12 protein-coding genes are annotated in these 14,256 nt (G+C 66.8%); all 12 read left to right on the forward strand.

Translation table 11 applies throughout. The features are described from left to right. Positions 1 to 49 precede the first annotated feature (49 nt). The 12 genes from asd to VQ067_RS10000 all read left to right on the forward strand — a co-directional run bounded on the left by asd (position 50) and on the right by VQ067_RS10000 (position 14,225). The gene (gene asd / locus VQ067_RS09945) at positions 50 to 1,162 is read left to right on the forward strand and encodes an aspartate-semialdehyde dehydrogenase (protein ID WP_003111187.1); all 1,113 of its coding nucleotides are present in this window, start codon (positions 50 to 52) and stop codon (positions 1,160 to 1,162) included. A gap of 101 nt (positions 1,163 to 1,263) precedes the next feature. After that, entirely contained in the window at positions 1,264 to 2,274 is a 1,011-nt protein-coding gene (locus VQ067_RS09950) for an aspartate-semialdehyde dehydrogenase (protein WP_003091393.1), read from the forward strand. A gap of 168 nt (positions 2,275 to 2,442) precedes the next feature. Then, positions 2,443 to 5,202, forward strand: coding sequence for a motility hub landmark protein FimV (gene fimV, locus VQ067_RS09955; protein WP_023111552.1), 2,760 nt, complete (start codon positions 2,443 to 2,445; stop codon positions 5,200 to 5,202). 21 nt (positions 5,203 to 5,223) lie between these two features. Then, complete coding sequence (gene truA, locus VQ067_RS09960) at positions 5,224 to 6,081, forward strand: tRNA pseudouridine(38-40) synthase TruA (RefSeq protein ID WP_003091390.1); 858 nt, start codon at positions 5,224 to 5,226, stop codon at positions 6,079 to 6,081. Between the two features lie 89 nt (positions 6,082 to 6,170). Continuing rightward, entirely contained in the window at positions 6,171 to 6,806 is a 636-nt protein-coding gene (locus VQ067_RS09965) for a phosphoribosylanthranilate isomerase (RefSeq protein WP_003091389.1), read from the forward strand. 268 nt (positions 6,807 to 7,074) lie between these two features. Further along, positions 7,075 to 7,947 carry an acetyl-CoA carboxylase, carboxyltransferase subunit beta gene (gene accD, locus VQ067_RS09970; protein WP_003104199.1) on the forward strand — a complete coding sequence of 291 codons (873 nt, stop codon included), beginning with the start codon at positions 7,075 to 7,077 and terminating at the stop codon, positions 7,945 to 7,947. Then, the gene (folC, locus tag VQ067_RS09975) at positions 7,944 to 9,233 is read left to right on the forward strand and encodes a bifunctional tetrahydrofolate synthase/dihydrofolate synthase (protein ID WP_015502644.1); all 1,290 of its coding nucleotides are present in this window, start codon (positions 7,944 to 7,946) and stop codon (positions 9,231 to 9,233) included. The genes accD and folC overlap by 4 nt, the downstream gene beginning before the upstream one ends. Before the next feature lie 3 nt (positions 9,234 to 9,236). After that, positions 9,237 to 9,890 (forward strand): SPOR domain-containing protein, encoded by a 654-nt coding sequence (locus tag VQ067_RS09980; protein WP_015502645.1) that lies wholly within the window; start codon positions 9,237 to 9,239, stop codon positions 9,888 to 9,890. A 73-nt stretch (positions 9,891 to 9,963) separates the two neighbouring features. Continuing rightward, positions 9,964 to 10,506: a CvpA family protein gene (locus tag VQ067_RS09985; protein WP_003113932.1), complete on the forward strand. Its 543-nt coding sequence runs from the start codon at positions 9,964 to 9,966 to the stop codon at positions 10,504 to 10,506. A 221-nt stretch (positions 10,507 to 10,727) separates the two neighbouring features. Then, complete coding sequence (purF, locus tag VQ067_RS09990) at positions 10,728 to 12,233, forward strand: amidophosphoribosyltransferase (RefSeq protein WP_003091383.1); 1,506 nt, start codon at positions 10,728 to 10,730, stop codon at positions 12,231 to 12,233. A gap of 16 nt (positions 12,234 to 12,249) precedes the next feature. Further along, entirely contained in the window at positions 12,250 to 13,461 is a 1,212-nt protein-coding gene (locus VQ067_RS09995; protein WP_021265035.1) for an O-succinylhomoserine sulfhydrylase, read from the forward strand. Next, positions 13,458 to 14,225 (forward strand): SDR family oxidoreductase, encoded by a 768-nt coding sequence (locus tag VQ067_RS10000; protein WP_003091381.1) that lies wholly within the window; start codon positions 13,458 to 13,460, stop codon positions 14,223 to 14,225. Before VQ067_RS09995 ends, VQ067_RS10000 begins: the two co-directional genes overlap by 4 nt. Positions 14,226 to 14,256: the final 31 nt, after the last annotated feature.

Raw genomic sequence — 14,256 nt, forward strand, 5'->3', positions numbered from 1 at the left:
CCATGATGGCTGCCGGCCAGCTCACTTCTCTCATATAGGTGTAGTTGCGATGAAGCGTGTAGGTCTGATCGGTTGGCGCGGGATGGTGGGTTCCGTACTCATGCAGCGGATGCTGGAAGAGCGGGACTTCGACCTGATCGAGCCGGTGTTCTTCACCACGTCGAACGTCGGTGGCCAGGGCCCGGAAGTGGGCAAGGACATCGCTCCGCTGAAGGACGCCTACAGCATCGACGAGCTGAAGACCCTCGACGTGATCCTGACCTGCCAGGGCGGCGACTACACCAGCGAAGTATTCCCCAAGCTGCGCGAGGCCGGCTGGCAGGGCTACTGGATCGATGCCGCCTCCAGCCTGCGCATGGAAGACGACGCGGTGATCGTCCTCGACCCGGTCAACCGCAAGGTCATCGACCAGGCCCTGGACGCCGGCACCCGCAACTACATCGGCGGCAACTGCACCGTCAGCCTGATGCTGATGGCCTTGGGCGGGCTGTTCGACGCCGGCCTGGTCGAGTGGATGAGCGCCATGACCTACCAGGCCGCCTCCGGCGCCGGTGCGCAGAACATGCGTGAACTGCTCAAGCAGATGGGCGCCGCCCATGCATCGGTGGCGGATGACCTGGCCAACCCGGCCAGCGCGATCCTCGACATCGACCGCAAGGTGGCGGAGACCCTGCGCAGCGAAGCCTTCCCCACCGAGCATTTCGGCGCGCCGCTGGGCGGCAGCCTGATCCCCTGGATCGACAAGGAACTGCCCAACGGGCAGAGCCGCGAAGAGTGGAAGGCCCAGGCGGAGACCAACAAGATCCTCGCCCGCTTCAAGAACCCGATCCCGGTCGACGGTATCTGCGTGCGCGTCGGCGCCATGCGTTGCCACAGCCAGGCACTGACCATCAAGTTGAACAAGGATGTGCCGCTGACCGACATCGAGGGCCTGATCAGCCAGCACAATCCCTGGGTCAAGCTGGTGCCGAACCACCGCGAGGTAAGCGTGCGCGAGCTGACCCCGGCCGCCGTCACCGGCACCCTGAGCGTTCCGGTCGGGCGCCTGCGCAAGCTGAACATGGGCTCCCAGTATCTCGGCGCCTTCACCGTCGGCGACCAGTTGCTGTGGGGCGCTGCCGAGCCGCTGCGGCGCATGCTGCGGATTCTGCTGGAGCGCTGATCGATCCGGCGCCGCCCGCAATGGGCGGCGCCTCGATTGCCTGGGCGAAGGTGGGCAAGTAAAGTGCCACGCCTATTTCGCAGACCGCCGAGGCTTTTCCCATGTCCCAGCCCCTCAATGTCGCAGTCGTAGGCGCCACCGGATCGGTTGGCGAGGCTCTGGTCGGTCTCCTCGACGAACGCGACTTCCCGCTTCATCGTTTGCACCTGCTGGCCAGCGCCGAGTCGGCCGGGCAGCGCATGGGTTTCGCCGAAAGCAGCCTGCGCGTCGGCGATGTCGATAGCTTCGATTTTTCCAGTGTCGGCCTGGCCTTCTTCGCCGCGGCAGCCGAGGTGTCGCGTGCCCATGCCGAGCGCGCCCGCGCGGCGGGTTGTTCGGTGATCGACCTGAGCGGCGCCCTGGAACCGAGCGTCGCACCGCCGGTCATGGTTTCGGTGAATGCCGAACGCCTGGCCTCGCAAGCGGCGCCGTTCCTTTTGTCCAGTCCTTGCGCCGTAGCCGCCGAACTGTGCGAAGTGCTGGCGCCACTACTGGCCACGCTGGATTGCCGGCAACTGAACCTGACAGCCTGCCTCTCCGTCTCCAGCCTGGGGCGCGAAGGGGTCAAGGAACTCGCCCGGCAGACCGCCGAACTGCTCAATGCGCGCCCCCTGGAGCCGCGTCTCTTCGACCGCCAGATCGCCTTCAACCTGCTGGCGCAGGTCGGCGCGGTGGATGGCGAGGGGCACAGCGCCATCGAGCGGCGCATCTTCGCGGAGGTGCAGGCCTTGCTTGGCGAGCGTATCGGACCGTTGAACGTTACCTGCATCCAGGCGCCGGTATTCTTCGGCGACAGCCTCAGCGTGACCCTGCAGTGCGCGGAACCGGTGGACCTGGCCGCGGTGACGCGGGTCCTCGATGCGACGAAAGGTATCGAATGGGTCGGCGAGGGCGATTATCCGACGGTGGTCGGCGATGCCCTCGGCCAGGACGAGACCTATGTCGGCCGGGTGAGGGCGGGGCAGGCTGATCCCTGTCAGGTCAATTTGTGGATTGTGTCTGATAATGTGCGAAAAGGTGCCGCGCTGAATGCCGTGCTCCTGGGTGAGTTGTTGATAAAACACTATCTGTAAAAGATACTTACCCACAGATTTGTAGAATTATTCGAGCTTGTTAATACTGGTTCGATCCGCTGCTGCCGGGGAGCGTCCGTCCATGCATGGCTGGGCGAGCGGACAGCAAGCACCGACGCACTCCCTCTCGTGAAACGAGAAAAGATATTAAAACCAAGGGATTACACTATGGTTCGGCTTCGTACACTGGTTCGGGCAATCGCGGCGGCCTCGGTCCTGACTTCCGGCATGGCGCATGGATTGGGACTGGGGGAAATCACCCTGAAGTCGGCGTTGAACCAACCGTTGGATGCCGAGATCGAGCTGCTCGAAGTTCGTGACCTGGGTTCGGGCGAGGTGATCCCGAGCCTGGCGTCGCCGGAAGAGTTCAGCAAGGCGGGCGTCGATCGCCTGTACTACCTCACCGACCTGAAGTTCACGCCGGTGGTGAAGCCCAACGGCAAGAGCGTCATTCGCGTGACCTCGTCGAAGCCGGTGCAGGAGCCCTACCTGAACTTCCTGGTCCAGGTGCTCTGGCCGAACGGCCGCCTGCTGCGCGAGTACACCGTCCTGCTGGATCCGCCGCTGTACTCCCCGCAGGCCGCGGCAAGCGCTCCGCAAGCGCCGGTCAGCGCGCCGCGCGCGACCGGCGCCCCGCGAGCCCCGCAGGCGCCGGCTCCGGTGCGTACCACCGCGCCGGCAGGCAGCGACACCTATCGCACCGTTTCCAACGATACGCTCTGGGAGATCGCCCAGCGCAACCGTACCGATCGCGTTTCCGTACCCCAGGCGATGCTTGCGTTCCAGGAACTGAATCCGGGCGCCTTCGTCGATGGCAACATCAACCGGCTGAAGAGCGGCCAGGTCCTGCGCATTCCCACCGAACAGCAGATGCTGGAGCGCTCGCCGCGCGAGGCGCTGTCCCAGGTGCAGGCGCAGAACCAGAGCTGGCGCGGCAGCCGCAATCCGGCCGCGGGCAGCGCTGGCGCCAGGCAGTTGGATGCGACCCAGCGCAATGCCGCCGGGTCGGCGCCATCCAAGGTCGACGCCACGGACAACTTGCGCCTGGTGTCTGGCGAGGGCAAGGCCAGCAAGGGTGCCGACAAGGGCGGGAAGGGCGACAGCAAGGCGATCGCCGATACCCTGGCGGTGACCAAGGAAAGCCTCGATAGCACTCGCCGCGAGAACGAAGAACTGCAGAGCCGCATGCAGGATCTGCAGAGCCAGCTGGACAAGCTGCAGAAGTTGATCCAGTTGAAGGACGCCCAGTTGGCCAAGCTGCAAGGGCAGTTGGGCGCCGAAGGCCAGGGCGCAGCCCAGCCGAACGCAGCCCTGCCGGATGCGTCCCAGCCCAATGCAGCCGCGCAGGCGCCGGCTCAGCCCGGGACTCCCGCTGCGGCAGCGCCGACTCCTGCTCCGGCCGGAGAAGCACCCGCCGCTCCGGCGCAGCCTCCGGTGGCGCCGCCGCCCGCGCCAGTTGCCGAGAAGCCTCCGGCACCTGCCGTTCCGGCGCCCGCTCCGGTACAGGCGGCAGAACAGCCGGCACCGAGCTTCCTCGACGAACTGCTGGCCAACCCGCTGTGGCTGGCGGTGATCGGCGGTAGCGCACTGCTGGCGTTGCTGGTGCTGCTGATGATCCTGTCGCGGCGCAATGCGCAGAAAGAGAAGGAAGAAGCCCAGGCTTTCGCCGCGGATGCCGGCGAGGAACAGGAGGATGCGCTGGACCTGGGAAAGGACGGCTTCGACGACCTGACCCTCGACGAGCCTGAACCGCAGGTCGCAGCCGCTGCGCCGCAGGTCGAGAAGACCACTGCGCAGACTTCCGATGCGCTGGGCGAGGCCGACATCTATATCGCCTACGGGCGTTTCAACCAGGCCGCCGAACTGTTGCAGAACGCCATCTACGACGAGCCGCAGCGCACCGACCTGCGCCTCAAGCTGATGGAAGTCTATGCCGAGATGGGCGATCGCGAAGGTTTCGCTCGCCAGGAAAACGAGCTGCGCGAAATCGGCGGCGCACAGCCGCAGGTCGAGCAGCTCAAGTCGCGCTACCCGGCAATGGTCGCGGTCGCCGCGGTTGCCGGCCTGGCCGGCGCCAAGCTGGCGCAGGACGAGCTGGATAGCTTCAGCCTCGACGATCTGTCGCTCGACGACAGCGGTCACGCGGCCAAGCCGGATGCGGCAGGACAGGATCTCGACGACGCCTTCGACCTGAGCCTGGACGACCTGGGCGGCGACGACGTGCAGGCTGACCTCAAGTCCGACAGCGGGGCGCTGGACGACCTGACCCTGGACAGCGATCTGGACCTGGCGGCCTCGACCGCGGCGGACAAGCCTGTCGACGATCTCGACTTCGGCCTGGATTTCGCGGAGTTGGCAGAGACTCCGAGCCAACCCAAGCATGACGACCTGGGCGATTTCTCCCTGGATCTCGATGCGCCGGAAGACAAGCTTTCGGACGACGACTTCCTGCTTTCGCTGAACGACGAAGTGCCCGCCGCGGCGCCCGCCGACAACGAATTCACCCTCGATACCGAGGCTGCCGAAGAGCCGGCGTTGTCCCTGCCGGACGACTTCGACCTGTCGCTGGCCGACGAGCCGACGGAGCCGGCCGCTCCGGAGAAGGGCGAGGACAGTTTCGCCGCCCAGTTGGACGAGGTGAGTGCGCAGTTGGACGAGTTGGCCAGCAACCTTGACGAGCCGAAGAGCGCGGCGCCGAGTTTCTCCGCCGAGGATGCAGCGGTCGCCTCCGCCCTGGACGGAGACGCCGACGATGACTTCGACTTCCTCTCCGGTGCCGACGAAGCGGCGACCAAGCTGGATCTGGCTCGCGCCTACATCGACATGGGCGATAGCGAAGGCGCGCGCGATATCCTCGACGAAGTCCTGGCCGAAGGTAACGACAGCCAGCAGGCGGAAGCCCGCGAGTTGCTGGAGCGCCTGGCCTGATCCGGAAATGAAGCGACCCTCATGAACGATGTTGTTCCGCCAGCGGCAGCCGAATCGGCTGCCGCTGGCGTTTCCAGAATCGCCCTCGGCATCGAGTACAAGGGCTCCCGCTATCGTGGCTGGCAGCGCCAGGAAGCCGGCGTGCCTTCCGTGCAGGAAGCGCTGGAGCGCGCCTTGTCGAAGGTTGCCGCCGAGCCGGTCGGGGTGATCTGCGCCGGCCGTACCGACGCTGCCGTTCATGCCAGCGGCCAGGTGGTGCATTTCGACACCGCGGTGGAGCGCCCGTTGAAAGCATGGGTGATGGGCACCAACGCCAACCTGCCCGCGGATATCAGTGTGACCTGGGCGAGAGTGATGCCGGCGCATTTCCACGCGCGCTTCTCGGCCATGGCCCGGCGCTATCGCTACGCCATCTACAACGATCCGATCCGCCCGGCGCACCTGGCCGAGGAGGTCACCTGGAACCATCGGCCGCTGGATATCGGGCGGATGCGCGAGGCGGCCCAGGTACTGGTCGGCACCCATGACTTCACCTCGTTCCGGGCGGTGCAGTGCCAGGCCAAGTCGCCGGTCAAGACCATGCATCACGTGCGCTTGTTGGAGCATGGTCGGTTGATCGTGCTGGACATCCGCGGTAACGCTTTCCTTCACCATATGGTGCGCAACATCGCTGGCGTCCTGATGACCATCGGTGCCGGCGAGCGGCCGATCGAATGGGCGAAGGAGGTGCTCGAGGCGCGCGACCGGCGCGCCGGTGGGGTCACCGCTCACCCCTACGGACTCTATCTGGTGCGGGTGGAGTACCCCGGGGAGTTCGAGTTGCCCGAGCGCTACCTGGGGCCGCATTTCCTTTCCGGATTGCCCGATATCGTCGGCTGACGTCGAATCGGGCTTTTGCTACCATCGAGAATTCCCGCCGGACCGGCCGTCCGGCGGTTCGTCGCTCACTCGCCGAGGATTCTCCGTCGTTGCCAGCCGTTCGCATCAAGATCTGCGGTATCACCCGAGTCGAGGACGCCCTGGCCGCCGCCGCGGCGGGCGCCGATGCCATCGGCCTGGTGTTCTATGCGAAGAGCCCGCGGGCGGTGGATATCCATCGGGCGCGGGAAATCGTTCGTGCCCTGCCGCCGTTCGTGACCAGCGTCGGCCTGTTCGTCAACGCCAGCCGCTGCGAACTGGGCGAGATTCTCGATGCGGTGCCGCTGGACCTGCTGCAATTCCATGGCGACGAGCGCGCCGAGGACTGCGAGGGACATCGGCGACCCTACCTGAAAGCCCTGCGGATGAAGCCCGGCGACGACATCGTCGGGCGCGCGGCGGCATATCCGGGAGCTGCCGGGATTCTCCTGGATACCTATGTGGAAGGCGTGCCCGGCGGCACGGGGGCGGCGTTCGACTGGTCGCTGGTGCCGGCCGACCTGGGCAAACCCCTGGTGCTGGCCGGCGGTCTGACGCCGGATAACGTCGGCAGGGCAGTCGAGCAGGTCAAGCCCTACGCGGTGGACGTCAGCGGTGGCGTCGAGGCGAGCAAGGGAATCAAGGATGCGGCGAGGGTCCGCGCGTTCGTGGACGCGGTGCGTTCGCGGCGCCGCGACGAGACATGATGTGACGACGGGCGGCCCGCCGCCGTCCACTAGCGTGTCGCCGTTTCCGCGACAACGCCCGGCCGCCGATAGGGAGGCCAGATATTTCGCGATAGCCGCTCGCCGGGTATCGCCCAGGTGACCGCGCAGGCGGGGGATGGGACAGGCCGCGAAACGCTTCGCAGCCGTGGGGCCCACCGCTGCCGGCGGTCACGAAGATGAATTTGCTCAGGGACGCCGTCACCGGATCGGTGCGGCCATCCCGACCTTGCACTGGAGAACAAAGAGCATGAGCAACTGGCTGGTAGACAAGCTGATCCCTTCCATCATGCGTTCCGAGTCCCAGAAGAGTTCGGTACCGGAAGGCCTGTGGCACAAATGCCCGTCCTGCGAAGCCGTGCTGTACCGTCCGGAGCTGGAAAAGACCCTGGATGTCTGCCCGAAGTGCGACCACCACATGCGCATCAACGCGCGTACCCGCCTGGACATCTTCCTCGATGAGGACGGTCGCGAGGAGCTGGGTGCCGACCTCGAGCCGGTGGACCGCCTGAAATTCCGCGACAGCAAGAAGTACAAGGATCGCCTCGCCGCGGCACAGAAGGACACCGGCGAGAAGGACGCGCTGATCGCCATGAGCGGCAAGCTGCAGGGTATGCCGGTGGTCGCCTGCGCCTTCGAGTTCTCCTTCATGGGCGGTTCGATGGGCGCCATCGTCGGCGAGCGCTTCGTTCGCGCGGCCAACGTCGCCCTGGAGAAGCGCTGCCCGCTGATCTGCTTCTCCGCCTCCGGCGGCGCGCGCATGCAGGAAGCGCTGATCTCGCTGATGCAGATGGCCAAGACTTCGGCGGTCCTGGCGCGCCTGCGCGAAGAAGGCATCCCGTTCGTCTCGGTATTGACCGACCCGGTCTACGGCGGCGTTTCCGCCAGCCTGGCGATGCTCGGCGACGTGATCGTCGGCGAACCCAAGGCGCTGATCGGCTTCGCCGGTCCCCGCGTGATCGAGCAGACCGTCCGCGAGAAGCTGCCGGAAGGCTTCCAGCGTAGCGAGTTCCTCCTCGAGCATGGCGCCATCGACATGATCGTGCATCGTGCCGAGTTGCGGCCGCGCCTGGCCAATCTGCTGTCGGCCTTCACTCATTCGCCGAGCCCCGTATCCGCATGACCCAGCGTTCCCTGGCCGATTGGCTGAGCTATCTCGAACAACTCCATCCGACGGCCATCGACATGGGCCTGGAGCGTTCCCGCGAGGTAGCGCGCCGGCTCGGCCTGGGAAGGCCGGCGAAACGCGTGGTCACCGTTACCGGGACCAACGGCAAGGGCTCTACCTGCGCCCTGCTCGCCGAGCTGCTGCGTGAGCAGGGGTTGTCGGTCGGGGTCTACAGCTCGCCGCACCTGCTGCGCTACAACGAGCGGGTGCGGATCGACGGCATCGAGGCCGGCGATGCGCAACTGTGCGACGCCTTCTCCGCGGTGGAGGCCGCACGCGGCGAGATTTCCCTGACCTATTTCGAAATGGGCACGCTGGCCGCCTTCTGGCTGTTCGAGCGCGCCGGGCTGGACTTCGCGGTGCTGGAAGTCGGCCTTGGCGGGCGCCTGGATGCGGTCAACCTGATCGACGCCGACCTGGCGCTGATCACCAGCATCGGCCTGGACCATGCCGAGTGGCTGGGCGATACCCGCGAAAGCGTGGCTTTCGAGAAAGCCGGTATCCTGCGCGCCGGCAAACCGGCCCTGTGCGGCGATCTCGATCCCCCGCAGCCATTGCTGGAGCAGGTGGCTGCGCTGGGGGCACCGCTTTACCTGCGCGGTCGCGACTACGACCTGGCGCTCGCCGATCATGGCTGGCACTGGCGCGGGCTGGCCGCGGACGGCCAGGCGCTGGCGCTGCACGATCTGCCGTTGCTCGAGTTGCCCATGGAAAACGCCGCGCTGGCCCTGCAGGCCTACGCGTTGCTCGAGTTGCCCTGGCAGGCGGAGCGCCTGGCCGAGGCGCTGCGGCGGACCCGGGTGACCGGTCGCCTCGATCGCCGCGACCTGTCCTGGAACGGCCAGCCACGCCAGCTCCTGCTGGACGTCGGGCACAATCCCCAGGCCGCCCAGTACCTGGCGCAACGCCTGCGTGCCGCAGCGCCACGAGGACGCTACCTGGCGGTCTTCGGCCTGCTGGCGGACAAGGACCTGGATGGCGTACTGGAACCCTTGACCGGCTTGGTGCAGGATTGGGCCGTTGCACCGTTGCCGACCCCGCGTTCGCGGCCGGCCGCGGAGCTGGAGGCGGCGCTGATCCTGCGCCAGGTTCCGGCGAGCAGCCATGCGGATATCGCCGCCGCCCTGGACGCGCAGTGCGCCAAGGCTACCGCGGATGATGTCATTCTGCTGTTCGGATCGTTCTATAGCGTGGCCGAAGGCCTGGAATGGCTGGCCCGTAGAACGGATAAGGGGGAGTAAATCATGGCCTTGCTGGAAAGAGGGCTGAAGCAGCGCATCGTCGGGGCGTTGGTGCTGATCGCCCTGGCGGTGATCTTCCTGCCGATGCTGTTCACCCGCGAAGACGAGTCGCGCCAGGTCGTGGTGGAAGCGCCGCCGCGCCCGCAAGCGCCGGCCATGCCCAGTGTCGAGGTGCAGCCGACCGAGGTGCCGGAACTGCAGCCCGGCGAAGAAGACATCGCTCCCGAGATCGTCGAGGAAGGCTCCCCGGCCGCCGCCGGCCAGCCCAGCCAGCCGATCGGCGGCCTGCCGGCGACCCCGCCGGCCACCCAGCCGCCCGCCCAGGCCCAGGCCGCCAGCCCGCCGCCAAGCCAGCCGCAACCGCCCGCTGCGCCGCCGAGCCCGCCGCCTGCGGAGAAGCGCCTGGACGCCAACAACCTGCCGCAGAGCTGGTCGGTACAGCTTGCCAGCCTGTCCAACCGGGCGCGCGCCGAGGAACTGCAGAAGACCCTGCGCTCCCAGGGCTACAACGCCTACATCCGCAGCTTCGACGGGATGAACCGGGTCTTCGTCGGGCCGGTGATCCAGCGCGCCGAGGCGGATCGCCTGCGCGACCAACTGAGCAAGCAGCAGAAGCTCAACGGCTTCGTCGTGCGCTTCCAGCCGGAACGCGGTTGACCGCGACCCGCGGCTTACCGTCGCGGGCGCGCTCTGCTAAAATGCAGCGCCTTTTCTGCTTGTGGGCTGCATAGTGGCATTTACCTGGGTCGATTGGACGATGGTCGCCATCATCGTCGTTTCCAGCCTGATCAGTCTGAGTCGCGGCTTCGTCAAGGAAGCCTTGTCCCTGCTTACCTGGATAGTCGCCGGCGCGGTGGCCTGGATGTTCGGCGGGGCGCTGGCGCAGCACCTGGGCGAATACATCCAGACCCCCTCGGCCCGCATCATCGCAGCCTGCGCGCTGCTGTTCATCGCGACCCTGCTGCTCGGGGCGCTGGTCAACTACCTCATCGGCGAACTGATCCGGGTCACCGGCCTGTCCGGCACCGACCGCTTCCTCGGCATGGTCTTCGGCGGTGCGCGCGGCGTACTGCTGGTCGTGCTGCTGGTCGGCCTGCTCAGCCTGGCCCCGGTACAGCAGGACCCTTGGTGGCAGCAGTCGGTGCTGATGCCGCATTTCCTGATGGTCGCCGACTGGTCGAAGAACTTCATTCTCGGTTTCGCCGGCCAGTGGTTGCCGGCCGCGCCGATAACGCCGCCGAGCGGCATCGGCGGGCTGCTTCCCAGCCAGTGATTTTGGCGGGACACTGGCCGAGGCCGGGTCCCGCGGTTTTCCAGGGCGGCGCGTCGATGGCGCGGCGCCGGCGGCACAGGACGTGCCGCGAGCCAGTCGGCGGCGAAGGTCGCCGATTCGCGGGAGCCAGCGGCCCACAGGCCCTGGTCAGCTCGATGGTCCGGGACGGACCGATCGCGCTTCCCATCTTTCCAGCTTGAGCCAAGTAGGGGTTGCGTCACATGTGTGGCATCGTCGGTATCGTGGGCAAGTCGAACGTCAATCAGGCGCTGTATGACGCGCTCACCGTCCTCCAACATCGCGGCCAGGACGCTGCCGGTATCGTCACCTGCCATGACGATAAGCTGTACCTGCGCAAGGACAACGGCCTGGTCCGCGACGTCTTCCAGCAGCGCCACATGCAGCGCCTGATCGGCAGCGTCGGCATCGGCCATGTGCGTTACCCGACCGCCGGCAGCTCCAGCTCGGCGGAGGCGCAGCCGTTCTACGTCAACTCGCCCTACGGCATCACCCTGGCGCACAACGGCAACCTGACCAATGTCGAGCAGTTGGCCAAGGAAATCTACGAATCCGACCTGCGCCACGTGAACACCAACTCCGATTCGGAAGTGCTGCTCAACGTGTTCGCCCACGAGCTGGCGGTGCGCAACAAGCTGCAGCCCACCGAGGAGGACATCTTCGCCGCGGTTTCCTGCGTGCACGACCGTTGCGTCGGCGGCTACGCGGTGGTGGCGATGATCACCGGCCACGGCATCGTCGGTTTCCGCGACCCCAATGCGATCCGTCCGATCGTCTTCGGCCAGCGGCATACCGAGAATGGCGTCGAATACATGATCGCCTCCGAGAGCGTGGCCCTGGACGTACTCGGCTTCACCCTGATCCGCGACCTGGCGCCGGGCGAGGCGGTATACATCACCGAGGAAGGCAAGCTCTACACCCGCCAGTGCGCCAAGGCGCCGAAATACGCGCCGTGCATCTTCGAGCACGTCTACCTGGCGCGTCCGGATTCGATCATGGACGGCATCTCGGTGTACAAGGCGCGCCTGCGCATGGGCGAGAAGCTTGCCGACAAGATCCTCCGCGAGCGTCCCGACCACGATATCGACGTGGTCATCCCGATCCCGGACACCAGCCGCACCGCGGCGCTGGAACTGGCCAACCGGCTCGGCGTGAAGTTCCGCGAGGGCTTCGTCAAGAACCGCTACATCGGCCGCACCTTCATCATGCCCGGCCAGGCGGCGCGGAAGAAATCCGTGCGGCAGAAGCTCAACGCCATCGAGCTGGAGTTCCGCGGCAAGAACGTGATGCTGGTGGATGACTCCATCGTCCGCGGCACCACCTGCAAGCAGATCATCCAGATGGCCCGCGAGGCCGGGGCGAAGAACGTCTACTTCTGCTCCGCCGCGCCGGCCGTGCGCTACCCCAACGTCTACGGCATCGACATGCCGAGTGCGCACGAGCTGATCGCGCACAATCGCAGCACCGAGGACGTCAGCAAGCTGATCGGCGCCGACTGGCTGGTCTACCAGGACCTGCCCGATCTGATCGACGCGGTCGGCGGCGGCAAGATCAAGATCGATCACTTCGACTGCGCCGTGTTCGACGGCGAGTACGTGACCGGCGACGTCAACGAGGCCTACCTGAACCGGATCGAACAGGCGCGCAACGATGCGACCAAGGCCAAGAGCCAGGCGGTCAGCGCGATCATCGATCTGTACAACGACTGACAAAGGGGAGAGCGGCATGACTCAGGACTGGGATGCCGGGCGTCTCGACAGCGACCTGGAAGGCGCGGCCTTCGACACCCTGGCGGTTCGCGCCGGGCAACGGCGGACGCCGGAGGGCGAGCACGGCGAGGCGCTGTTCACCACCTCCAGCTACGTCTTCCGCACCGCCGCCGACGCGGCCGCGCGGTTCGCCGGCGAAGTGCCGGGCAACGTCTATTCGCGCTACACCAACCCCACGGTACGCACCTTCGAGGAGCGCATCGCCGCCCTCGAAGGAGCCGAGCAGGCGGTGGCCACGGCGTCGGGCATGTCGGCGATCCTCGCCCTGGTGATGAGCCTGTGCAGCTCCGGCGACCACGTGCTGGTCTCGCGCAGCGTGTTCGGCTCGACCATCAGCCTGTTCGACAAGTACTTCAAGCGCTTCGGCATCCAGGTCGACTATCCGCCGTTGAGCGATCTCGCGGCCTGGGAGGCGGCGTGCAAGCCGAATACCAAGCTGTTCTTCGTCGAGTCGCCATCCAACCCGCTGGCCGAGCTGGTGGATATCGCCGCGCTGGCCGAGATCGCCCACGCCAAGGGCGCACTGCTGGCGGTGGACAACTGCTTCTGCACGCCGGCGCTGCAACAGCCGTTGAAGCTCGGTGCGGACGTGGTGATCCACTCCGCGACCAAGTACATCGACGGCCAGGGCCGGGGCATGGGCGGGGTGGTCGCCGGTCGCGGCGAGCAGATGAAGGAAGTGGTCGGCTTTCTCCGCACCGCCGGACCGACCCTCAGCCCGTTCAACGCCTGGCTGTTCCTCAAGGGCCTGGAAACCCTGCGTATCCGCATGCAGGCGCACAGCGCCAGTGCCCTGGCCCTGGCCGAATGGCTGGAGCACCAGCCGGGCATCGAGCGGGTCTACTACGCGGGCCTGCAGAGCCATCCTCAGCATGAGTTGGCCCGGCGCCAGCAGAGTGGCTTCGGCGCGGTCGTCAGCTTCGACGTGAAGGGCGGGCGCGATGCCGCCTGGCGCTTCATCGACGCCACCCGGATGGTCTCGATCACCACCAACCTGGGCGACACCAAGACCACCATCGCCCACCCGGCGACCACCTCCCACGGTCGGCTGTCCCCCGAGGACCGCGCGCGCGCCGGGATCGGCGACAGCCTGATCCGGGTCGCGGTCGGCCTGGAGGATCTCGACGACCTCAAGGCCGACATGGCCCGGGGGCTGGCCGCGCTGTGATCGAACCCAATCTGCGAGGCAACGGCAAGGTCGCCCTGGTCACCGGGGCGGCCCGGGGCATTGGCCTGGGCATCAGTGCCTGGCTGATCGCCGAGGGCTGGCAGGTAGTGCTTGCCGACAACGACCGTGAACGCGGTGCCAGGGTGGCCGAGGCGCTGGGCGAGCACGCCTGGTTCGTGGCCATGGACGTGGCCCAGGAGGGCCAGGTGGCGATGAGCGTGGCCGAGGTGCTCGGTCAGTTCGGCCGCCTCGACGGCCTGGTCTGCAACGCCGCCATCGCCAATCCGCGCAATACGCCGCTGGAGGCGCTGAGCCTCGGCGAGTGGACCCGCACCCTGGCGGTCAACCTGACCGGTCCGATGCTGCTGGCCAAGTACTGCACGCCTTATCTACGCGCGCACAACGGCGCCATCGTCAACATCGCCTCGACTCGTGCCCACCAGTCGGAGCCTGACTCCGAGGCCTACGCCGCGAGCAAGGGCGGGTTGCTGGCGCTGACCCATGCCCTGGCCGCCAGCCTGGGCCCGGAGATCCGTGTCAATGCGCTCAGCCCCGGCTGGATCGATACCCGCGAGGCCGCCGAGCGCGAGGCTGCGCCGCTGACCGAGCTGGACCACGACCAACACCTGGTCGGCCGGGTCGGAACGGTGGAGGATGTCGCGTCGCTGGTGGCCTGGCTGCTCTCCGAGGACGCCGGTTTCGTCACCGGCCAGGAATTCCTGGTCGATGGCGGCATGACCCGGAAAATGGTCTACCTCGACTGAGTGTTGCCATGTCGATGTGAAAAAGGCGCTG

This window comes from Pseudomonas sp. KBN12P06040 (assembly GCF_037574965.1).
Classification (GTDB): Bacteria; Pseudomonadota; Gammaproteobacteria; order Pseudomonadales; family Pseudomonadaceae; genus Pseudomonas; species Pseudomonas aeruginosa.

What these genes read in the sequence shown, in the direction of transcription:
- asd (WP_003111187.1), top strand. Translation starts at nt 50, where the DNA reads ATGAAGCGTGTAGGTCTGATCGGTTGGCGCGGGATGGTGGGTTCCGTA.
- VQ067_RS09950 (WP_003091393.1), top strand. Translation starts at nt 1,264, where the DNA reads ATGTCCCAGCCCCTCAATGTCGCAGTCGTAGGCGCCACCGGATCGGTT.
- fimV (WP_023111552.1), top strand. Translation starts at nt 2,443, where the DNA reads ATGGTTCGGCTTCGTACACTGGTTCGGGCAATCGCGGCGGCCTCGGTC.
- truA (WP_003091390.1), top strand. Translation starts at nt 5,224, where the DNA reads ATGAACGATGTTGTTCCGCCAGCGGCAGCCGAATCGGCTGCCGCTGGC.
- accD (WP_003104199.1), top strand. Translation starts at nt 7,075, where the DNA reads ATGAGCAACTGGCTGGTAGACAAGCTGATCCCTTCCATCATGCGTTCC.
- folC (WP_015502644.1), top strand. Translation starts at nt 7,944, where the DNA reads ATGACCCAGCGTTCCCTGGCCGATTGGCTGAGCTATCTCGAACAACTC.
- VQ067_RS09980 (WP_015502645.1), top strand. Translation starts at nt 9,237, where the DNA reads ATGGCCTTGCTGGAAAGAGGGCTGAAGCAGCGCATCGTCGGGGCGTTG.
- purF (WP_003091383.1), top strand. Translation starts at nt 10,728, where the DNA reads ATGTGTGGCATCGTCGGTATCGTGGGCAAGTCGAACGTCAATCAGGCG.
- VQ067_RS09995 (WP_021265035.1), top strand. Translation starts at nt 12,250, where the DNA reads ATGACTCAGGACTGGGATGCCGGGCGTCTCGACAGCGACCTGGAAGGC.